This window comes from Maribacter zhoushanensis, assembly GCF_029350975.1.
Taxonomy (GTDB): Bacteria; Bacteroidota; Bacteroidia; order Flavobacteriales; family Flavobacteriaceae; genus Maribacter; species Maribacter zhoushanensis.
Genome location: NZ_JARKMR010000002.1, coordinates 163,856 through 183,830 on the forward strand (window position 1 = coordinate 163,856; position 19,975 = coordinate 183,830).

The following is a 19,975-nucleotide window of genomic DNA, read 5'->3' on the forward strand; positions in this document are numbered from 1 at the left end:
TTAAATGGAGTTTAAAATGCCATTTAACGTTGTGCTTGGTCTCATTGCTTTGGCAACTAGCGTTGGATCTGGCTTGTAATAACCACCAACGTCTTGTTTAGAACCTTGAGCATCTATTAATTCGGTAAGAATTTGAGATTCTTTAGAATTAATTTCTGAGCTTACTTTAGAAAATATAGCTTTTAGCTCTGCATTATCATCTTGAAGTGCTAAAGCCTCTGCCCAATATTTAGCTAAAAAGAAGTGGCTACCTCTAGTATCTATTTCTTTCACTTTTCTAGAAGGGGATTTATCGTTCAATAAAAACTTCTCTGTTGCGCTATCTAAGGTGTCACCAAGAACTTTAGCTGCAGCATTTGAATTTTTCTCTCCGTAGAATTCTAAAGAAACTCCTAATGCTAAGAATTCGCCTAAAGAATCCCATCTAAGGTGTCCTTCTTCTAAAAATTGCTCTACATGCTTTGGAGCAGAACCACCTGCACCAGTTTCAAAAAGTCCGCCACCGTTCATTAAAGGAACAATAGAAAGCATTTTTGCGCTCGTACCAACTTCTAAGATTGGGAAAAGATCTGTAAGGTAATCTCTTAATACATTACCCGATACCGAAATAGTATCCTTACCGGCCTTCATTCTTTTAAGTGTAAACTCAGTAGCCTTAATTGGCGACATTATTTGAATATCTAACCCGGCAGTGTCTTCTTTTGCTAAGTAAGTATTTACTTTTTTAATAAGTTCGGCATCATGAGCTCTGTTTTCGTCTAACCAGAAAATAGCAGGATCATTTGTTGCTTTCGCTCTTGATACGGCTAATTTTACCCAGTCTTCGATAGGTGCATCCTTTACTTGACACATACGCCATATATCACCATCGTTAACATCGTGTTCTATTAAAACTTTTCCGGTAGTTGAATCAACAACTTGAACTTTTCCGTCTTGTTTAATTTCGAAAGTCTTATCATGAGAACCGTATTCTTCAGCTTTTTGAGCCATAAGACCTACATTTGGTACAGTACCCATTGTAGTTGGGTCAAAAGCACCATGTTCCTTACAGAAATCTATAGTAGCAGAATAAATACCTGCATAGCTACTATCTGGTATAACGGCTTTAGTATCTTGAGCTTTCCCTTCTTTGTTCCACATTTGACCAGAGTTTCTGATCATAGCTGGCATAGAAGCGTCAATTATAATATCACTAGGAACGTGAAGGTTGGTAATTCCCTTATCAGAATTAACCATTGCTAAATCTGGTCCGTTTGCTAGAGCTTCATCTAAATCTTTATTGATAGCATCTTTTTCGGCAGCAGGAAGTTTATCTATCTTTTGATATAAACTAGCTAAACCATCATTAGGACTAACGCCTAATGTGTCAAAAGTTTCAGCGTATTTTACAAAAACTGGTTTCAAAAAAGTTTCTACTACATGACCAAAAATAATTGGATCGGAAACTTTCATCATGGTAGCTTTTAAATGCACAGAGAAAAGAACCCCTTTATCATTAGCATCTTTAATTTCCTTTTGTAAGAAATCTAATAAAGCTTTTTTACTCATTACCGTGGCGTCAATAATCTCACCCTTCAGTAAAGCTAATTTATCTTTTAGGATAGTTTCTCTTCCTTCAGAAACTAGTTTAATTTGTACAGAAGTAGCATCGTTCAATGTCAATGACTTTTCATTGGCTTGAAAATCGCCATTACCCATTGTAGCAACATGAGTTTTAGAGCTAGAGCTCCAAGCGCCCATACTGTGCGGATTTTGCTTTGCGTAGTTTTTTACAGCTCTAGGTGCTCTACGGTCAGAGTTACCTTCACGTAATACCGGGTTAACTGCACTACCTTTAATTTTGTCGTATTTAGCCTTAATTTCTTTTTCTTCGTCATTCTTAGGCTCGTCTGGGTAGTTAGGTAATTTATAGCCTTTAGACTGTAATTCTTGAATGGCTTCGTTCAATTGAGGAACAGAAGCACTAATATTAGGTAATTTTATAATGTTAGCTTCTGGCTGTTTAGCCATGTTGCCCAATTCTTCCAAATCATTGGACACCTGTTGTTCTTTCGTTAACAACTCAGGGAATGTTGCGGCAATTCTACCGGCTAAAGAAATATCTTTAGTTTCAATTTCAATTCCTGAAGATTTAGTAAACGCTTTTACAATAGGTAAAAAAGACTCCGTTGCCAAAGCTGGCGCTTCGTCTGTTTTGGTATAAAAAATTTTGGACATGTGCAGTTTGTTTTAATTTAAGCGGAACAAATATACGATTTTCTAAAAGTTTTAAAACGTGCAAATGCCTTAATATTTCAGGCTTGGGAAGAAGTTTTGTTAAATAACAAAAGCCATATCAATGTACGCATACAATGATATGGCTTTTTAGAAAAAGTTTACGGACAGTTTGTTCTAATTTTTCATTAGAACGGCAACCCTTGATTGCACCCGCTTCACTAATTCAACGTTATAAAATGTTTTTCGATTCTCAGGTACGTAACCCAACATCTACACATCACTTCTTTTTGCTGTCTTTATCGTAAAATAGAAACCTAGTATATAGTCTTTCTATAATTCAATTGTCTTAAAGGCTATAAGCGACAGCTTGTAGACTTAAGATTTACCTCTTTTAATAAGTATTAAAAGATTTGGTCTAACAACAATACGACAGAACGTAAACTCCGTAGCAGTCTAAAATTGGATTTTTCGTCCTTCCAATTTTTTAACTACACTACAATTTACGAAAAAATACAATTCAAAATTAAAAATTGTAAACTTTTATTAATCAACACATTATGAACATGTGTTATTCACTTTTGTTCATAAAAAAAGCACTGTATCAAAAATGATACAATGCTTCATATTATAAGGAAGAGAAATTTATCCTCTTATCTCTTTAATTCTAGCTTTCTTACCGGTTAATTCACGGAAGTAGTAAATTCTAGATCTACGTACTTTACCACGCTTGTTAACTTCAATTTTTTGAAGTGCAGGTAAGTTTACAGGGAAGATACGCTCAACACCTACAGTACCTGACATTTTGCGGATAGTAAAAGTTTCTGTTGAACCAGAACCTCTACGTTGTATTACAACACCTTTAAAGAACTGAGTTCTTGTTTTTTCACCTTCCTTAATTTCGTAGTACACAGTAATTGTGTCACCAGCAGAAAATTTTGGAAAATCTTTTTTAGTTACGAACTCGTCTTGTACAAATTTTATTAATGATTCCATTGTATAGTTAATTGGAATTAAATTAAAGCAACATTCACGATTATCGTCAGAGGTTGTTCTAACAGGGTGCAAAAATAATATTTAAATTAAAACACACAAGTATTTATTTGAATTTTCTTCAATATATATGTTTAGGCTATTCAAGTAGATCCGGACGTAGCTTTTCTGTACGTTCATATGCTTTGTTTTCACGCCATTCTTCAATCTTTCCGAAATTACCACTTAGTAAAATCTCTGGCACTTTCATTTCTTTATATTCCGCAGGTCTAGTATAAACGGGCGGAGCTAATAGTCCGTCTTGGAAAGTATCTGTTAGGGCAGAGGTTTCATCGTTCAGCACACCGGGTAATAACCTTATAATAGAATCACAAAGTACTGCAGCTCCTAGCTCTCCACCAGAAAGAACATAATCACCAATAGAAATTTCTTTAGTAATAAATGCATCTCTAACACGCTGATCAACACCTTTATAATGACCGCAAAGAATAATGATGTTCTCTACCATAGAAAGTGTATTCGCCATTTTCTGATTTAAGGTAGCACCATCAGGAGTCATATAGATAACTTCATCATAATCTCGTTGCGATTTTAATTCGGTTATGCATTTATCAATTGGTTCTATCATTAAAACCATACCGGCACCACCACCAAATTGATAATCATCTACATTACGGTACTTGGTAGAGGTGTAATCTCTTATATTGTGAAAATGAACTTCGACTAATCCTTTGTCAATGGCTCTTTTTAAAATAGAGGCTTCAAAGGGGCTGGTTAGTAATTCAGGTAATACGGTAATAATATCTATTCGCATCTTTTGATTTTGCATCATCATTTAACCTGCCAAAAGTAATGAAAAGCATGGAAATCTTTTTCCCATCCTAATTTCTCATATAATTTTTGGGCAGGATTGTCAATAGCCGTTTCTAGTGCCAGTCTTTTGTAAGTGTTCTTTTTGCAAAACTCTTGTGCTTTCAATAGTAATTGTTCTCCTATAGATTGTTTTCTATAATTGGCATCAACATATAAATCGTTTAAAATAAGAGATTTTTGTAGGCTTACGGAAGAAAAAGTATAGTAAAGCTGGGTGAAACCTACCGCTTTGTTATTTTCGTAAGCTGCAAAAATAATAGATTCTTCTTTTGCAATTCTGTTTTTCAAAAACTCCGCAGCAGCAACAAGATCAGATTCCATTTTGTAAAACACTCTGTATCCATCAAAAAGAGGAGCAACTTCGTTAATCTCTGCTATTGTAATTCTTTTAATACGTATCATATCAAAAAAAAAGCTCCGTAAGGAGCTTTTAATTATTTAGTTTTCTTCTGTTTATTAATCTCGTCTTGTAGCTGTCTACTTATTTTTTGCTCTCGCTCTAAGGCTCTTCTTCTATGATCCTCATATTCGACTTCAAGTTCAGATAGGTTTTGTTTAGCCTCTTGAGTTAAAATATTACTATTTCTGAATTTATAAATAAACAAACCTAGAGTTAAAAACAACGCTCCTATAATAGTCCAAAGAACAAAATTATATGTTCCTTTAGAAACTGGTAAGCCTAAAAAAGACATACTATCCTTTTCTTCCGTGACTGCACCTAAATTAGTAGTAGTTTCCTCTAGTTTTTTATTTAAGGATGTAATTGTAGTCTCATGTTCTGCAATTGTAGATTTTAGCTCGCCTGTTTTTTTGTTCATAGCGGCAATAGAATCTAAAACATTCTTTCTAATTTTAAAAAGATTAGTTTCTTTTACCACTTCATACCTAACACCATCTGCTCTATAATTTCCTGAACGCTTCGCAATATAATCGAACTGATTACTGATTGGACCTTCGTCAAGAGATAGTTTATCTCCTTCTTCTTCAGTGTCTTGTGCAAAATTTACATTACTAGCTAAAAGAAAGGCTAGCAACAATAGTATTCTATAAAACTTCATGTAATAGATTCTTAGGTTAATTTGAATAATTTAGAGTTGACGAAAGTACTTTATAATTCTTGAAATATGAAAAAAAAGTACAAAGCATAAAACTGTTTATTTAATTACGTAAGTAATCATTAAATAGATGTTTTGCTACAAGACTATTAATAGTACGTAAAACGACGAACTTTAGCAATGTATTTTGCCAAGCGAATAACTTGATGCGAATAGCCGTACTCATTATCATACCATATATAAAGAACAATATTTTTACCAGATTCTGATACAATTGTTGCCATACTATCATAAATAGATGGGGCAGAGGTACCTATGATATCAGATGATACCAATTCTTTATCTAATGAGTATTTAATTTGTTCAACCAAGTCACCTTCAAGCGCATATTTTTTAATCATGCTATTAACGCCCTCAAGAGATGTTTTTTGATTTATATCAAGATTTAAAATTGCCAAAGAACCATTAGGTACAGGAACTCTAATTGCGTTAGAGGTTAATTTACCTTTTAAAGATGGTAATGCTTTGGTAACAGCTTTTCCTGCTCCGGTTTCGGTAATGACCATATTTAATGCTGCTGCACGACCTCTTCTGTATTTTCCATGCATGTTGTCCACCAAATTCTGATCATTCGTATATGCGTGGATAGTTTCTAGATGTCCTTTTTCAATACCTAAAGTTTCTTCTATAGCCTTTAATATTGGTGTAATTGCATTTGTTGTGCAAGACGCTGCGGAGAAGATTTCTGTATCATCTGGGCTATATTCTAAATGGTTAACACCGTGAACAATATTTGCTACTTCTTTGCCAGGTGCGGTCAATAGCACTTTTGATGCTCCTTTTGCCTGCAGGTGTCTTTCTAATTGTTCTTTTGTTCTAAAGGCACCGGTATTATCTATAACCAGTGCTTCGTTTATACCATATTCGGTATAATCTATTTCTTCGGGCATGTTTGCATATATAACATGTACCGTTGTGCCGTTGATAATAAGTTTAAGGTTGGCGTAATCAACTTTTACAGTACCGTTGAATATACCATGAACAGAATCTGTTCTTAATAAACTGGCTCTTTTTTCAAGATTTTCAATGCTCGGTTTTCCTCTAACAACTACCGCTCTTAATCTTAATTGGTTTCCTTTTCCAGTTTTGGACATTAGCTCTCTGGCAACTAATCTACCGATTCTTCCAAAACCGTATAGGACAACATCTTTAGGCTCTATACTTTTAAAGTCTTGCGCAGACTTTAATTTATCTATGACAAAAGATTTTACATTGTTTAGAATATTGGTGTCAGAGTGATATTCGTAAGTCAATTTACCAATATCAAGTTTAGACGGTGGCAGCGACATATCTGATATGGAACGAAGAATTTCTACCGAATCAAAAATAGATATTGGTTTTTGGACAAATTCGCCTGCGTATTCATGTAAGTGTATAATGTCGCTTACATTTTTGTCAATAACCTGATTTTTAAAAAGGACAATTTCAATAGATTTATCATACCATAAATCACTTACGATTTTAATAAATTCTGTCGTAGCTTTTCTACGATCTGCTTGAAATGCCAGCTCTTTTTCAAATGTGGTCTGTGGAGCCATAATTAGTTGATTATTTTTAGAATTCGCACAAAACTAGAAAAATTAAGCACTTAAAATAAATATTTTTCAAAAAAAAGCCTTCGTTTTTACGAAGGCTGTATTTTTTGTTTGGTTTTTTATTGAAAGATCAATCGGTCTCTTTCGCCATTGGAACCTACCATTACAATAACAGTTTTTCCGTATTTAGAAATACTGCCAAATGCTGTGTAGGCGTCGTCAATATTTCCTATTTCATGGTCGTCTACCTTGACAATTACTTTTTCTGATAAACCGTAACCTCTGTATCTTTCAGGCACGCCGGTGATTTTAACTCCAGATGTTGTTTTGTATACCTTCTTATCATGCTCGGTAAGGTTTCTTACTTCTAAGCCCATTTCAGGTACAACTAAAGCTTGTCTTTCTTTTAGTACTAACGGTAATTTAAGTAGCTCTTTGTCTCTGTCGATTACAAATTCTAAAGTGTCACCGGGTCTTTTTGTAGATAGATATCCGGTTAAATCAGGATATTTATGCACATCAATTTCATCGACTTTTTTAATGATATCACCGACAACGATTCCTGCTTCTTGTGCTGCAGACTCTTCTTCTACCAACTCAATGAATACTCCGTCAATATTATTGATGCCTTTTGCAATGGCATCTCTGGTATTTACCGGCGCAGGACTAATACCCATAAACCCTTTTTGAACATTACCGTATTCCAAGATATCTTGAACAACCTTTTTTGCAATATTGCTGGGTACTGCAAATGAGTAACCAACATAGGATCCTGTTTGTGATGTAATGGCGGTGTTGATGCCCACTAAATCTCCGTTTGTATTTACTAGTGCCCCACCAGAGTTCCCTGGATTCACTGCGGCATCGGTTTGTATAAAAGATTGATTTTTACCAAGGTTACGTGCTTTGGCGCTCACAATACCAGCTGTAACCGTTGATGTTAGATTGAATGGGTTGCCCACAGCTAGAACCCATTCACCAATTTTAGTATGGTCAGAATCTCCAAAAGCTAAATAGGGTAACTTTTCTTTTGGTTCAATCTTAATTAAAGCGATGTCAGAATTAGGGTCGGTCCCAATTAATTCGGCATTATAGGTTCTGTTATTGTTCAAAGTGACCTGTAATTGAGTAGCTTTATTTATAACATGGTTGTTGGTTACAATATAGCCATCAGAAGATATAATCACACCAGATCCAGTTCCTACTTGTGGTACCGCACTTCTGCCTGTGCCATAAAATACATCGAATATGGTGGTAGGTGTCTTGCTGATTGTTATATTTTTTACGTGTACTACGGCATTTACCGTATTCTCGGCAGCTATGGTAAAATCAACTTCATTGATACCGGCACCTCTGGCAGAGGTTGGGGTATAACTTGCGTTAACAACACCACCATTGTTTTCTTGGCTAATAATGGTGAAATTTTCCTTCTCGAAAAATAGTTTGTAAGCACCCAAAGTAATTGCACCAGCAAATACAGATACCAACAAGAGACTTGCTATTCTTTTCATATTCATTAAAGATTTAACGTATTCTGAACAAAATTACTCGTTTTTATGCTATTTCATAAGCGTTTAACTAGTTTTTAACTACCAGGCAAAACCTAATTATATACTATCTTTGAGGCTTTAATATAACATGGAAAATACGTTTTATAAATATCAGGGTACAGGTAACGATTTTGTGATGATAGACAATCGCAACGAACAATTTGCTAAGGACGATACAGAATTAATAGCCAAGATTTGTCATAGAAGATTTGGTGTGGGTGCTGACGGACTTATTTTGTTGGAAAATGACGGTAATACCGATTTTAGAATGGTGTATTATAATGCCGATGGAAATGAAGGAAGTATGTGTGGTAATGGCGGAAGGTGTATTGTAGCTTTTGCCCATTTTTTAGATATCATTAAAAAGGATACGGTTTTTATAGCGGTAGATGGGCTTCATGAAGCTACTATCATAGGTGATGTCGTTAGTCTTAAGATGACAGATGTTAGCGAAATTAAAGAGAAGTCAAATGCTCTTTTTATGAATACGGGTTCACCGCACCACGTACAATTGGTAGAAGGTTTAAAGTCGTTTAATGTTGTAAAAGAAGGTGCGCGTATGCGATATGGTATTTATGGCAAAAAAGGTAGTAATATCAATTTTGTTGAAGCGAATGCCAATGGCGCTTTTGATATTAGAACCTATGAACGTGGAGTAGAAGATGAGACACTTTCATGTGGTACAGGGGTAACGGCGGTTGCATTAAGTATGTACCATTTAGGAAATACACAAGATAAAACTATTGCCATTAATGCATTAGGTGGCAATCTAGAAGTTACTTTTCAAGAAGAGCAGGGTGTTTATAGTAATATCTTTCTAAAGGGTGAGGCAAAACAAGTATTTAAAGGAGAATTGACGTGGTAACATTAAAAGGAGAACAAATATATCTAAGAGCCTTAGAGCAGAGGGACCTTGATTTTTTGTACAAAATCGAGAATAATACTAAAGTTTGGGAAGTAAGTGGTACGGTTACGCCTTATTCGAAAGATGTGTTGCAATTGTATTTAGATAGTGCTCACAGAGATATTTATGATGTTAAACAATTAAGGTTGGTGATATGTACAAATGAATATAACACTGTTGGTTTAATTGATGTTTTTGATTTTGAGCCAAATCATAATAGGGCAGGTATTGGTATTGTGGTATTAGATGAAGCGCAAAGAAATAAAGGAATAGGGGCAGAGGCAATTGCGCTTTTGTGTAATTACTTGTTTGATGTGTTAGGCTTAAAGCAAGTTTACGCTAATATTTTAGAAGAAAATGCTCCTAGCCTCCATTTGTTTAAAAAGATGGGATTTCAAGAAATAGGAATCAAGAAAGATTGGGTAAGATTTAAGGATACCTATAAGAATGAAGTATTATTGCAAAAAATAAATAATTAATGAACATCAAGCGTATTTTATTGGGTGTAATACTCGTAGGTTTTATTGGCGGTGGAATTTTTGCTTACACTGTTTACGAAACAATTTTCACTCCAAATACTAGTTTTGAAAATGAGGAAGCTATAGTATTTATACCTTCTGATGCCACAATTGATAATTTAAAAGAACAGCTTTCTCCGGTCTTAGAAGATTTTGATTCATTTGTTTCTGCGGCTGATAGAAAAGGATATTTAGATAATATTAAGGCGGGAAGATATAGAATAGGGAAGGGGATGAACAATAATCAAATTGTAAATTCTTTGCGTAGTGGAAATTTACCTGTCAAAGTCTCTTTTAATAATCAAGAAAATATTAATGATTTAGCGGGAAGAATTGCTAGTCAGATAGAGGCTGATAGTATTTCATTGGTTACCGCATTTAATGATAAAGAATTTTTAAAGGCAAACGGATTTGATGAGGCTAATAAGATTTCTTTATATATTCCTAATAGCTATGAGTTCTTTTGGAATACTTCTGCGGAGTCATTTAGAGCTAGAATGCTAAAAGAATACAATCGTTTTTGGACAGCTACCCGTAAAGAAAAAGCGAGTGCTCTTGGTTTAAAACCTAATGAGGTAATTGCTTTGGCGTCTATAGTTCATAAGGAGACCGCAAAGGTTGATGAGCGACCTACCGTTGCCGGTGTATATTTGAATAGGTTAAGAAAGCGAATGTTATTACAGGCAGATCCTACTGTTATTTATGCCATAAAGAAAGAAACCGGTAATTTCGATACCATAATTAAAAGAGTCTTGTATAGAGATCTAGAAATGGATTCTCCATATAATACTTATAAATATGCTGGTTTACCACAAGGGCCGATAGCAATGCCTGATATTACTGCCATAGATGCTGTTTTAAATCCTAAAAAACACAATTATTACTATTTTGTGGCAAATGTTGAAAAGTTCGGTTATCACATGTTTGCAGAGAATTTAGCGCAACATAACCGAAATAAAGCGCAGTACATCCGATGGATTAACGCTCAGAAAATCAATAGGTAAGCTTTCATCCGAATTTTAGAACTTCTTAACTAAATCTGTATTCTTTTAACAGAACCTTCTTAAAGTCTCACAAAATCAGGTCTACCTTTGCCGCAGAAATTTAAGCAGGCAAATAGTAGTCGCCGTAAGTCTTAAGAAATATATGATATGAGAAGATGGATATTAGCAAGTTGTCCTCTGATTGTGATTTTTGTTTTATCTGGTTATGGATTTAAGCCATTTAGCGTTGAAGTACCTAGGCAGTTAAAAGTGAAGGAGCCAATTTTGGTTTCTTATCCTAAAGAAGAGGCTTTATTGGCAAATTATCAAATCGCTCCCCCCTTTCTTGGTAGTCAATTTATTGGTTTTAAAGAGGCATTAGCTTTTAAAGAATCTCAGGGTAACTATTTTGTGACCAATACTTATGGTTATATGGGTAAATATCAATTCGGAATTGGTACGCTTGAATTGGTTGGCGTTTATGACGGTAATCAGTTTTTGAACAACCCGGTGTTGCAAGAAAAAGTATTTCAGGTAAATACATCTCGAAATAAGTGGATTCTTAGAAAAGATATTAAGCGTTACGTAGGTGTAAACATGAAGGGTATACAGATTACCGAATCTGGTATTCTAGCAGCTGCTCATTTAGCAGGACCTGGTAACGTAAAATTGTATCTAAGATCTCACGGGCGTATCGAGCTATCAGATGGTTACGGTACTAGTATTTCTAATTACATGAAAAAATTTGCAGGTTATGATGTTTCTATGGTAGAAGCAAAACGTAATCCTAGAATATAAGAGTTTTGGTAAATATGAAAATGGGAAACCTTGGCATTTGTTTGTCAAGGTTTTTTTATGCCTTAATAATAAATATAGCAGGTCTTTTGTGTAGGTCTACATTTTCTCTTTTCCAATTTATGGCTGTCTTAGTTTTAATGTATTCCGTAGGTAAAGTAATATCTGCAGCTACGCAAATTCTTGTATTAGGGGCTAGAGTTTTAATAAGCTCTTCTAACATTTTGTTATTACGGTAGGGAGTCTCAATAAATACTTGAGATTGATTTTCTTCTTTAGATCTTCGTTCTAAATTCTTGATATATTTTTTGCGATCAGAGCTATCAATAGGTAAATATCCATTAAAAGCAAAATTTTGACCGTTCATGCCGCTTGCCATTAAGGCCAGTAGAATAGAAGAGGGGCCTACCAAAGGTATTACTTGGATATTTTTATCGTGTGCAATTTTAACTACTGCGGCACCTGGGTCGGCAATACCTGGGCAACCAGCTTCAGAAAGTATGCCTACATCAAATCCTTCTAAACACGGATTCAGAAAACTGGGAATTTCAGTAGCTTCTGTAAACTTGTTTAAAACAAATAGTTTTAAGTCTGGTTGCGATTTTCTGGGGCTAATTTTCTTTATGAAACGACGAGCGGTTTTTTCATTTTCAACAACGTAGTGATCAAGCCTTTCGATAGTCTGTTTAATTGAAATGGGTAGAACCTCTAAAGGCGGCATATCGCCAAGAGTTGTAGGAATTAAATATACCTTACCTATTTTTCCGTTTTGTGTACTCATCTATTATTTTTCTAATCTAGCAGCTATTACATTGCAAGCTTGGTCGATCATTTGAAATACATTTTCAAACCCTTCTACAGCATCATAATAGGGATCAGGAACTTCTTCGTCAAATGAGCTAATTTCATTTAATAATAACTTCACTTTGTCCGCATCTTCCTTATTTCTAGCCAAGCTTATAATGTTGTTATAGTTGCTTTTGTCCATAGCATATATCACATCAAAAGCATTAAAATCTGAAACACCGAATTTTCTGCACACTTGTGAACTGATGTCCAAGCCATGCTCTTTAGCTACTTTAATGGATCTTGGGTCGGGTGCATTACCTATATGGTAACCTCCGGTTCCTGCCGAATCAACATAAACTTGATCACTGTTAACTTTGCTTTTTAAAATGCCTTCTGCCAACGGAGACCTACATATGTTACCTAGGCAAACCATCAACACTTTCATGCAAAGTAAGTTTTAAGAAAATTTCTTAGTTAAATCATCAATGTATTTGCGAAACTGCTTATCGGTTTCTGCTAAATTGTCTACAGTCTTACATGCATGTAAAACGGTTGCGTGATCGCGCTTTCCAATTTGTGAACCAATACTTGCTAATGAAGCTTTTGTAAACTTCTTGGCAAAGAACATTGCTAATTGTCTTGCTTGTACAATGTGCCTTTTTCTTGTTTTAGATTGTAAAGTGGCAACATCCATTTCAAAGTAATCAGAAACTACTTTTTGTATGTAGTCAATAGAAACTTCGCGCTTGGTATTCTTCACGAATTTTTCTACAACTTGTTGGGCAAGTTCAATAGTAACTTCTCTTTTGTTTAGAGTAGACTGTGCAATCAAAGAAATGATAGCGCCTTCTAATTCTCTAATATTGGTTTTAATATGTTTAGCAACATATTCTATGATGTCTTCGGGTATTTCTACACCATCTCTATATAATTTGTTCTTTAAGATAGAGATTCTTGTTTCATAATCCGGACTCTGTAATTCTGCTGATAATCCCCATTTAAAACGAGAAAGCAAACGTTGCTCAATATCCTGCATATCTACAGGAGCTTTGTCAGACGTAAGAATTACTTGTTTACCATTTTGGTGTAAATGGTTGAAAATATGGAAAAATACATCTTGTGTACCAGATTTACCTGATAAGAATTGTACGTCATCAATAATCAATACATCTATTAACTGGTAGAAATGAATAAAGTCATTTCTAGTATTTTTCTTAACAGATTCAATATACTGTTGTGTAAATTTCTCTGCAGATATATAAAGAACTGTACGTTCAGGATATTTATCTTTTATTTCCACACCAATAGCATGTGCCAAGTGTGTTTTACCAAGACCAACACCACCGAATACCAATAACGGATTAAATGATGTGCCACCTGGTTTGTTTGCTACCGCCATACCGGCAGATCTTGCCAAACGGTTAGAATCACCTTCTAAGAAGTTGTCAAAGTTATAATTAGGGTTTAACTGTGATTCAATTTTTATATTTCTAATACCTGGTATTACGAACGGATTACGTAACTCTGGATTTTTAGATTTAATTGGCACATCCATTTCTTGAGCAGCCATAGCACCTCTGTTAGAACTAGGAATCTTTTCTGTAAAAGGTTCTTTGTTGCCATAGGTGTTTTCCATTCTAATGATATAGACCAACTTTGCAGATTCACCTAACTCTTTTGTTAAGGCTACTTTTAAAAGTTTAACATAGTGTTCTTCTAGCCACTCGTAAAAGAATTTACTAGGTACTTGAATACTTAATGCGTTTTCTGAAAGCTTAATTGGTTTAATGGGCTCAAACCATGTTTTGAATGCCTGCGGTTGGATATTATCCTTAATAAACACCAAACAGTTTTTCCATACGGAATTTGCAGTAACACTCATAATAAATTATACTCTTTTAATGGTTAGTGTTGAGCTATAGGTGATTATAAAAAAATCATTATAGGTTCTCTTTCAACTTGGGCAAATATGTGAACAAATTATTGAAAAAAAAAATCGATTGTCATTGAATTTGACCTTTTTTTTTCTCATGTTCGCTTACTCTAAAGGGGAGCTTTTAAATATATACTTTTTACTTGAAATAAATGCGAACAAACCAAATTTCTTTTCGAATTAGATATTCAGAAACAGACCAGATGGGGGTTGTGTATCATGGCAACTATGCTCAATACTTAGAATTGGCAAGAGTTGAATGGTTAAGGGCGTTGGGTATTTCTTACAAAAGCATGGAGGAAGGTGGAATAATGCTTCCGGTAATTAGTTTATCTATAAAATATTTGAAGTCAGCTTTGTATGATGACTTAATAACAGTTAAAGTTATTTTGAACAAGAAACCAGCTGTTAGAATTGAATTTGACTATGAAATTACAAATGAAGCAGGAGAATTACTGGCTACTGCAAATACGGTTCTAGTTTTTATGGATATGGAGCGCAAAAGACCCACTAGATGTCCGCAACTACTTTTAGATAAATTGGGATATTAAAATCTATTCAATTTCTTTTATTTCTAGTTTATGATGTGCTTTTAAAAGCAGCATAGTTTTTTCGAAATCACTTTTATTGATAGCGAGTATCATTTTGCATTTTAGGTGTAAATCTTGAGATACAATATGCAATTGATGTTTTTTTACCAAACGCATTACAATATCCATTTCTGAATAATCAAAAGTTACCGATAATTGCTTTTGTAATACCTTGGTTATAATAACGGCATTTTCTAAAGCTAACTTGGCTGCTTCTTTGTACGCACTTATGAGTCCGCCAACGCCTAGTTTTGTTCCTCCAAAAATTCGGACTACGGCAACTAAGGTGTTGGTCACGTCAAAAGATTGTAATTGACCGTAAATAGGCATGCCGGCAGAATTGTTTGGCTCGCCGTCATCATTAGCACGATATGATTTTGTCTCTACACCCATTTGCCAGGCATAACACACATGATTGGCTGTTGGGTATTCTTTTCTTAATGCTTCTATGTGTTCTTTAATAGTGTCTTCATTGGAAACCGGAAAGCAATAGCCGTAAAACTTACTCTTTCGCTCTTTGAACAAAATAGGTTCAGATGGTTTAGAGATAGTTTTGTAGGTATCCATTCGATTATTGAATTTATAGAAAAGTCATTATTTGCTGACCAAATGCAACGAGAATAATGCTAAATATAGCTAATCCTATTCCAAACCAGTTTTTGGTCGTTAGTCGTTCTCTAAATAGTAAAATACCTAGTAAAGTTGAGAACATTACAATAGCAACATTGTTAATGGTAAAAACCGATGCACTGTTCCAGGTAGGGTGTTGCAACGCTTTTAGTAAAAAGAAAATGGAAAAATAATTTGGTATACCCAAACAAATACCGCCAAGTATATTTTTGAAATTAATTTTAAGCCGTTGCTGCGTAGATTTGAATCCGATGAAAAATAAACCGAATAGACCTGCCGCAGCGAAAACCGTAGCTGAAAATAATGCATATTCCTCTTCGGGCATATGCGCATCTTGAAAATACTTTATGCTGGTATCAATAGTACCAGAACCAAGAAAGACTAAAACCGGTAGGGCAAAAGCCCATTTCTCAGCTTTTATTTTTTTCTCTTTTAGGGAAGTAAAGTAAACAGCTAATAAGGCTAAAATAATTCCTATAATTTCTAATAGTCCAAGTGATTCTTTGTAAAAGAATACTCCGAATAGCACCGGAATGGTAAGAGACATTTTTGTAGCGACCGATGCGACAGATACTCCTAGTTTCTGAGAGGTCGCCGCCATTAGGTTAAATATCAGTATGAAAAGAAGACCTAATGCTATGCTCCCCCAAAACCAACTTTTCTGTGGTATTGCTGCAAAATCTATAGGCTCATTGTAATAGATAAGCCCAACCGTACAGGCAACAAAATAATTGGTAATTATCGCATAAATTGTCTGAACCTGATATTTGGCATACAATTTAAAAATGACAAAAATTAAGCTTGAAAATAGAATGCTAAGCGCTAAATACATCATTTAAAGATGGCTTAAGGTTTCTAGTACATCTTGTTTTCCAACTTGCAGATTCCAGCACTTAATACCCAGTTTAGAGGCGCTATCTGTATTTTCTTTAGTGTCATCTATAAAAAAAGTTTCTGCTGCAATTAAGCTGTTATCGGCAAGAACCTTTTCATAGATATTTGCATTAGGTTTACGCATTTTCATTTGTTGGGATAAGTAGAACACCTCAAAGCAGTTTTTAAATCGGTTAAAACGTTCTAACCCCATAGACTCTTTTACTTTATCAATATGTAGGTCGTTGGTATTGCTTAATAAAAACAATCGGTATTTATTATCGTTTTTTAATTTTTCAATGAATTCTAAGCGTTCCTCAGGAAAATCTAAAATAATGGAATTCCATGCATCTTTAATCTGTTCTCTAGATGCGTTATTGAAAATAGCCTGTAGTTGGTCAATAAACTCATCAGATTCCATTAAACCCATTTCATATTCCTTAAAAATGGTATCTAACTCAGGGGTCAATTCGGTAAACCCAAATTTTGCCATTTCTAATAAAGGTGCTTTTTTATCTAAGTTGATGAAGATATCACCAAAATCAAATATGATGTTTTTAATCATTACGTATTATGGTTAGTTGGTCGGTTAAAATTTGAATGTGTTTCAGTGTGCGCCCTGTTACTTTTGGTGCGGTAATACCTTTAGAGAAAGTGTTTGCTCCTTTAAAAATTCGTGCTTCGTCCCAAAGTCCGGCTTCAATAAAACTTTGTAGTGTTTGCAATCCACCTTCAATTATGACACTTTGTATTTGCTCTTCGTGCATCACTTTACACAATTGTTGTGGTAGATTGGTGCTAAAATCTAAGACTTTGTAGTTTACGCCTTCTACGAAATTGTCGCTATCGGCTAATTCGGTGCAAACTATAGTGTTTTGTTTTCCGTCGAGTACATGAAAATCTTTAGAGATTTTTAGTTTTCTGTCTAGTATAATTCGGGTAGGAGTTTTACCTGCCCAATCTCTTAAGTTTAATTGCGGGTTGTCCGCTAAAACTGTATTGGTGCCTACTAAAATACCAGCTTCCTCACTTCTCCACTTATGTACTAATTGTCGTGATTTGGTATTGGTAATCCAATAAGGTTTCTTTTCTTCTCCACGTTTTGTAGAATCTGGAGCAATAAATCCGTCAGCCGTTTCTGCCCATTTCAAAATAATATATGGTCTTTTTTTAATAAAAAAGGTAAGAAAACGTTTGTGGTGCTCTTCACATTCTTTTTGTAAAATACCTACTTGCACTGTACAACCTGCATCCTCTAATTTTTTAATTCCTTTACCAGCTACTTTTTCATGTGGGTCTTTTAAAGCTATAACAACTCTAGGTATTCCCATTTTCACAATCAAATCTGCGCAGGGCGGAGTTTTACCGTAGTGAGAACATGGTTCTAAAGTAACATATATGGTAGATGACTTTAAAAGAGAAACATCAGAAACAGAATTAATGGCGTTTACCTCAGCGTGAGAGCCGCCATAGGCACTTGTATACCCTTCGCCTATAATTTTGTTGTCATGAACAATTACAGCTCCTACCATTGGGTTGGGTGCTGTAAAGCCTAGTCCGTTCTTTGCTATTTGCAAACAACGAAGCATATAAGTTTCGTCGGTAGAAAGAGCATCTTTATTTAACGGCATTGAATTTTTTGGGTCTAGATTATTAATGGACATCAAAACTTTAACATTATACGCATATCACGTATCTTCACACCTCAAAAATAGTACTTTAAAACCTATTGTCTTATTCATATGGAAAATGTCATTATCCGTGAAATTAGAAGGGAAGATAACCCGCAAGTAGCCAAAGTTATACGACAGGTATTAGCAGATATGGGTGTTCCAAAAGTTGGGACAGCATATGAAGACCCTTCGTTAGATAAAATGTTTGAGCACTATGAAAAATCTAAGGCAACTTATTTTGTGGCAGAAGAAAATGGTTCTATTCTAGGTTGTGCAGGTGTAGCTCAATTAGATAATTTTGAAGGTAATGTAAGTGAGCTTCAGAAAATGTATTTTTTGAAAGAGGCAAGAGGTAAGGGTTTAGGGTATAAAATGATAAGCGTTTGTTTAAATAAAGCTAAAGAGTATGGTTTTGATTCTTGTTATTTAGAGACGCTGCCTAATATGGAAGCTGCCCAAAAATTGTACAAGAAAATGGGCTTTGAATATATAGATGATAGAATGGGAGATACGGGTCATTATTCTTGTCCTGTATTTATGCTTAAAAAATTGTAGCTGTGTTATTAAGGGAAATAAAAAATATATTCCATTTAGAATTAGATGCTATTTATGGTAAGGACGAGGTGAATAGTTTTTTCTATTTACTAATTGAGCATTATTTTAATTTAGAACGTTTTGTTTTGGTAATGCAGCCAGAATTAAATTTAGATAAAGAACAGGAAACCGCCATATTCGGTGCTCTTTCAGAGTTGAAATTAGAAAAACCTATTCAGCATATTACCGGTACTGCCCATTTTATGGACTTAGATTTTAAGGTTAATAAGCATGTGTTGATACCAAGACCCGAAACCGAAGAATTGGTTCGGTGGATTTTGGATGATGTTAAAGAACTAAATCAATCTTTAACTATTTTAGACATGGGTACGGGAAGCGGCTGTATTTCTATTTCTTTAGATAAAAATCTTATTGAAGCTGATGTATTTGGCTTAGACATTTCTGTAGATGCCTTAGCGGTTGCAAAAGAAAACAATAAATTACTTCATGCTGATGTAACGTTTTTACTGGCAGATATACTATCTCTGGATAAAGAAACCTCAGCAAAGGGATTAGAGCGAAAGTTTGATGTCATAATATCTAATCCGCCTTATGTTAGAGAATTGGAAAAGGCAGAAATGCAGAATAATGTAATAAATCATGAGCCTAGTTTAGCGCTCTTTGTACCTAATGAGGATCCGTTGAAGTTTTATAAAGCAGTTGTCAATTTTGCAGCTAAACATTTAAATGAAAATGGTTGTCTGTATCTAGAAATCAATCAGTATTTAGGCGAAGAAACAAAACAAATATTAAAAGAATCTAAATTTAAGACTATAAGCTTAAGAAAAGATATGTTTGGTAATAACCGCATGATAAAAGGAGTAAGAGAATGAAAAGTATTGTAGTGTTTTGTGGTAGTAGTGAAGGTGTTGATTCAGACTTTGGATTAAAAGCATATGAATTGGGTGAAACTTTCGCGAAGAACAATATTCAGCTAGTATATGGTGGAGCCAAAATTGGCATCATGGGAAAAGTAGCGGAAGGTGTTTTAAATAATGACGGAAAGGTAGTAGGGGTAATTCCTGTATTTCTTAAAAAGAAAGAAGTGGTGCATGAGGAGTTGACAGAACTTATTGTTACTCAAAATATGCATGAACGCAAATTAAAGATGCATGAGCTATCTGACGGAATAGTAATGCTACCTGGCGGATTTGGAACCTTAGAAGAGTTTTTTGAAATGTTGACGTGGTCACAATTGGGACTACATCAATATCCGATAGGAATATTAAATACAAACGGATTTTATGATTCCCTTTTAAAAATGATGCATGACATGGTTGCAAAGGGATTTGTAAAACAAGAACATATAAATACTATTTTGGTAGATGATGATATAGATGCATTATTAGAGAAAATGGAAAATTACATTCCGTTACCAACACCAAAATGGATTAATAAAGAGCAGCTTTAAGG

At 34.6% G+C, this 19,975-nt stretch carries 22 protein-coding genes; 8 read left to right on the top strand and 14 right to left on the bottom strand.

The genetic code is table 11. The features are described from left to right. The 7 genes from PXD56_RS07210 to PXD56_RS07240 all read right to left on the bottom strand — a co-directional run bounded on the left by PXD56_RS07210 (nucleotide 1) and on the right by PXD56_RS07240 (nucleotide 8,241). Nucleotides 1–2,217 (bottom strand): NADP-dependent isocitrate dehydrogenase, encoded by a 2,217-nt coding sequence (locus tag PXD56_RS07210; protein ID WP_276492665.1) that lies wholly within the window; start codon nucleotides 2,215–2,217, stop codon nucleotides 1–3. A gap of 642 nt (nucleotides 2,218–2,859) precedes the next feature. Then, nucleotides 2,860–3,210, bottom strand: a complete 351-nt coding sequence (gene rplS / locus PXD56_RS07215; protein WP_076548108.1) for a 50S ribosomal protein L19 — start codon at nucleotides 3,208–3,210, stop codon at nucleotides 2,860–2,862. A gap of 136 nt (nucleotides 3,211–3,346) precedes the next feature. After that, nucleotides 3,347–4,021 carry a tRNA (guanosine(37)-N1)-methyltransferase TrmD gene (gene trmD / locus PXD56_RS07220; protein WP_276492666.1) on the bottom strand — a complete coding sequence of 225 codons (675 nt, stop codon included), beginning with the start codon at nucleotides 4,019–4,021 and terminating at the stop codon, nucleotides 3,347–3,349. A 17-nt stretch (nucleotides 4,022–4,038) separates the two neighbouring features. After that, on the bottom strand, nucleotides 4,039–4,482 hold the full coding sequence (locus tag PXD56_RS07225; RefSeq protein WP_276492667.1) for a GNAT family N-acetyltransferase: 444 nt from the start codon (nucleotides 4,480–4,482) through the stop codon (nucleotides 4,039–4,041). Between the two features lie 32 nt (nucleotides 4,483–4,514). After that, complete coding sequence (locus tag PXD56_RS07230; RefSeq protein ID WP_276492668.1) at nucleotides 4,515–5,138, bottom strand: tRNA (guanine-N1)-methyltransferase; 624 nt, start codon at nucleotides 5,136–5,138, stop codon at nucleotides 4,515–4,517. A gap of 146 nt (nucleotides 5,139–5,284) precedes the next feature. Then, nucleotides 5,285–6,733 (bottom strand): glyceraldehyde-3-phosphate dehydrogenase, encoded by a 1,449-nt coding sequence (locus PXD56_RS07235; protein ID WP_276492669.1) that lies wholly within the window; start codon nucleotides 6,731–6,733, stop codon nucleotides 5,285–5,287. A 116-nt stretch (nucleotides 6,734–6,849) separates the two neighbouring features. Beyond that, nucleotides 6,850–8,241, bottom strand: coding sequence for a S1C family serine protease (locus tag PXD56_RS07240; RefSeq protein ID WP_276492670.1), 1,392 nt, complete (start codon nucleotides 8,239–8,241; stop codon nucleotides 6,850–6,852). 127 nt (nucleotides 8,242–8,368) lie between these two features. Here PXD56_RS07240 and dapF point away from each other — a divergent pair, with 127 nt between their 5' ends. From dapF to PXD56_RS07260, 4 genes are all read left to right on the top strand, one after another. Then, nucleotides 8,369–9,145, top strand: coding sequence for a diaminopimelate epimerase (gene dapF / locus PXD56_RS07245; RefSeq protein WP_276492671.1), 777 nt, complete (start codon nucleotides 8,369–8,371; stop codon nucleotides 9,143–9,145). Beyond that, nucleotides 9,139–9,663, top strand: coding sequence for a GNAT family N-acetyltransferase (locus PXD56_RS07250; RefSeq protein ID WP_276492672.1), 525 nt, complete (start codon nucleotides 9,139–9,141; stop codon nucleotides 9,661–9,663). Before dapF ends, PXD56_RS07250 begins: the two co-directional genes overlap by 7 nt. Continuing rightward, nucleotides 9,663–10,706 carry an endolytic transglycosylase MltG gene (gene mltG / locus PXD56_RS07255; protein WP_276492673.1) on the top strand — a complete coding sequence of 348 codons (1,044 nt, stop codon included), beginning with the start codon at nucleotides 9,663–9,665 and terminating at the stop codon, nucleotides 10,704–10,706. Before PXD56_RS07250 ends, mltG begins: the two co-directional genes overlap by 1 nt. Before the next feature lie 147 nt (nucleotides 10,707–10,853). Continuing rightward, the gene (locus PXD56_RS07260; RefSeq protein WP_276492674.1) at nucleotides 10,854–11,483 is read left to right on the top strand and encodes a hypothetical protein; all 630 of its coding nucleotides are present in this window, start codon (nucleotides 10,854–10,856) and stop codon (nucleotides 11,481–11,483) included. Between the two features lie 55 nt (nucleotides 11,484–11,538). Here the strand turns inward: PXD56_RS07260 and PXD56_RS07265 are convergent, their stop codons facing one another. The 3 genes from PXD56_RS07265 to dnaA are packed head-to-tail and all read right to left on the bottom strand — an operon-like array spanning nucleotide 11,539 to nucleotide 14,151. Continuing rightward, on the bottom strand, nucleotides 11,539–12,261 hold the full coding sequence (locus PXD56_RS07265; protein ID WP_276492675.1) for an SAM-dependent methyltransferase: 723 nt from the start codon (nucleotides 12,259–12,261) through the stop codon (nucleotides 11,539–11,541). A 3-nt stretch (nucleotides 12,262–12,264) separates the two neighbouring features. Then, nucleotides 12,265–12,714: a low molecular weight protein-tyrosine-phosphatase gene (locus PXD56_RS07270; protein WP_276492676.1), complete on the bottom strand. Its 450-nt coding sequence runs from the start codon at nucleotides 12,712–12,714 to the stop codon at nucleotides 12,265–12,267. Between the two features lie 12 nt (nucleotides 12,715–12,726). Further along, nucleotides 12,727–14,151: a chromosomal replication initiator protein DnaA gene (gene dnaA / locus PXD56_RS07275; RefSeq protein ID WP_036154940.1), complete on the bottom strand. Its 1,425-nt coding sequence runs from the start codon at nucleotides 14,149–14,151 to the stop codon at nucleotides 12,727–12,729. A 203-nt stretch (nucleotides 14,152–14,354) separates the two neighbouring features. Between dnaA and PXD56_RS07280 the strand changes: the two genes are divergently transcribed. After that, nucleotides 14,355–14,753: an acyl-CoA thioesterase gene (locus tag PXD56_RS07280; RefSeq protein ID WP_276492677.1), complete on the top strand. Its 399-nt coding sequence runs from the start codon at nucleotides 14,355–14,357 to the stop codon at nucleotides 14,751–14,753. A 3-nt stretch (nucleotides 14,754–14,756) separates the two neighbouring features. Here the strand turns inward: PXD56_RS07280 and PXD56_RS07285 are convergent, their stop codons facing one another. From PXD56_RS07285 to ribD, 4 genes are read right to left on the bottom strand one after another with little or no spacing between them, the layout of a single operon-like run. Next, entirely contained in the window at nucleotides 14,757–15,359 is a 603-nt protein-coding gene (locus PXD56_RS07285) for an IMPACT family protein (protein ID WP_276492678.1), read from the bottom strand. Between the two features lie 13 nt (nucleotides 15,360–15,372). Continuing rightward, a complete protein-coding gene (locus PXD56_RS07290) occupies nucleotides 15,373–16,257 on the bottom strand; it encodes a GRP family sugar transporter (protein WP_276492679.1) in 885 nt (294 codons plus the stop codon). After that, complete coding sequence (locus PXD56_RS07295) at nucleotides 16,258–16,860, bottom strand: HAD-IA family hydrolase (protein ID WP_276492680.1); 603 nt, start codon at nucleotides 16,858–16,860, stop codon at nucleotides 16,258–16,260. After that, the gene (gene ribD, locus PXD56_RS07300) at nucleotides 16,853–17,926 is read right to left on the bottom strand and encodes a bifunctional diaminohydroxyphosphoribosylaminopyrimidine deaminase/5-amino-6-(5-phosphoribosylamino)uracil reductase RibD (RefSeq protein WP_276492681.1); all 1,074 of its coding nucleotides are present in this window, start codon (nucleotides 17,924–17,926) and stop codon (nucleotides 16,853–16,855) included. The genes PXD56_RS07295 and ribD overlap by 8 nt, the downstream gene beginning before the upstream one ends. A gap of 111 nt (nucleotides 17,927–18,037) precedes the next feature. On the opposite strand from ribD, the gene PXD56_RS07305 reads away from it, so the two are divergent. The 3 genes from PXD56_RS07305 to PXD56_RS07315 are packed head-to-tail and all read left to right on the top strand — an operon-like array spanning nucleotide 18,038 to nucleotide 19,973. Next, nucleotides 18,038–18,523: a GNAT family N-acetyltransferase gene (locus tag PXD56_RS07305; RefSeq protein ID WP_276492682.1), complete on the top strand. Its 486-nt coding sequence runs from the start codon at nucleotides 18,038–18,040 to the stop codon at nucleotides 18,521–18,523. A gap of 2 nt (nucleotides 18,524–18,525) precedes the next feature. Then, nucleotides 18,526–19,395, top strand: a complete 870-nt coding sequence (gene prmC / locus PXD56_RS07310; RefSeq protein ID WP_276492683.1) for a peptide chain release factor N(5)-glutamine methyltransferase — start codon at nucleotides 18,526–18,528, stop codon at nucleotides 19,393–19,395. Further along, nucleotides 19,392–19,973 (top strand): LOG family protein, encoded by a 582-nt coding sequence (locus PXD56_RS07315; RefSeq protein ID WP_276492684.1) that lies wholly within the window; start codon nucleotides 19,392–19,394, stop codon nucleotides 19,971–19,973. The genes prmC and PXD56_RS07315 overlap by 4 nt, the downstream gene beginning before the upstream one ends. Nucleotides 19,974–19,975 lie beyond the last annotated feature (2 nt).

Excerpts from the sequence above, each read along its gene's own strand:
- PXD56_RS07210 (WP_276492665.1), bottom strand. The coding sequence starts at position 2,217 with ATGTCCAAAATTTTTTATACCAAAACAGACGAAGCGCCAGCTTTGGCA.
- rplS (WP_076548108.1), bottom strand. The coding sequence starts at position 3,210 with ATGGAATCATTAATAAAATTTGTACAAGACGAGTTCGTAACTAAAAAA.
- trmD (WP_276492666.1), bottom strand. The coding sequence starts at position 4,021 with ATGCGAATAGATATTATTACCGTATTACCTGAATTACTAACCAGCCCC.
- PXD56_RS07225 (WP_276492667.1), bottom strand. The coding sequence starts at position 4,482 with ATGATACGTATTAAAAGAATTACAATAGCAGAGATTAACGAAGTTGCT.
- PXD56_RS07230 (WP_276492668.1), bottom strand. The coding sequence starts at position 5,138 with ATGAAGTTTTATAGAATACTATTGTTGCTAGCCTTTCTTTTAGCTAGT.
- PXD56_RS07235 (WP_276492669.1), bottom strand. The coding sequence starts at position 6,733 with ATGGCTCCACAGACCACATTTGAAAAAGAGCTGGCATTTCAAGCAGAT.
- PXD56_RS07240 (WP_276492670.1), bottom strand. The coding sequence starts at position 8,241 with ATGAAAAGAATAGCAAGTCTCTTGTTGGTATCTGTATTTGCTGGTGCA.
- dapF (WP_276492671.1), top strand. The coding sequence starts at position 8,369 with ATGGAAAATACGTTTTATAAATATCAGGGTACAGGTAACGATTTTGTG.
- mltG (WP_276492673.1), top strand. The coding sequence starts at position 9,663 with ATGAACATCAAGCGTATTTTATTGGGTGTAATACTCGTAGGTTTTATT.
- PXD56_RS07260 (WP_276492674.1), top strand. The coding sequence starts at position 10,854 with ATGAGAAGATGGATATTAGCAAGTTGTCCTCTGATTGTGATTTTTGTT.
- PXD56_RS07265 (WP_276492675.1), bottom strand. The coding sequence starts at position 12,261 with ATGAGTACACAAAACGGAAAAATAGGTAAGGTATATTTAATTCCTACA.
- PXD56_RS07270 (WP_276492676.1), bottom strand. The coding sequence starts at position 12,714 with ATGAAAGTGTTGATGGTTTGCCTAGGTAACATATGTAGGTCTCCGTTG.
- dnaA (WP_036154940.1), bottom strand. The coding sequence starts at position 14,151 with ATGAGTGTTACTGCAAATTCCGTATGGAAAAACTGTTTGGTGTTTATT.
- PXD56_RS07280 (WP_276492677.1), top strand. The coding sequence starts at position 14,355 with ATGCGAACAAACCAAATTTCTTTTCGAATTAGATATTCAGAAACAGAC.
- PXD56_RS07285 (WP_276492678.1), bottom strand. The coding sequence starts at position 15,359 with ATGGATACCTACAAAACTATCTCTAAACCATCTGAACCTATTTTGTTC.
- PXD56_RS07290 (WP_276492679.1), bottom strand. The coding sequence starts at position 16,257 with ATGATGTATTTAGCGCTTAGCATTCTATTTTCAAGCTTAATTTTTGTC.
- PXD56_RS07295 (WP_276492680.1), bottom strand. The coding sequence starts at position 16,860 with ATGATTAAAAACATCATATTTGATTTTGGTGATATCTTCATCAACTTA.
- ribD (WP_276492681.1), bottom strand. The coding sequence starts at position 17,926 with ATGCCGTTAAATAAAGATGCTCTTTCTACCGACGAAACTTATATGCTT.
- PXD56_RS07305 (WP_276492682.1), top strand. The coding sequence starts at position 18,038 with ATGGAAAATGTCATTATCCGTGAAATTAGAAGGGAAGATAACCCGCAA.
- PXD56_RS07315 (WP_276492684.1), top strand. The coding sequence starts at position 19,392 with ATGAAAAGTATTGTAGTGTTTTGTGGTAGTAGTGAAGGTGTTGATTCA.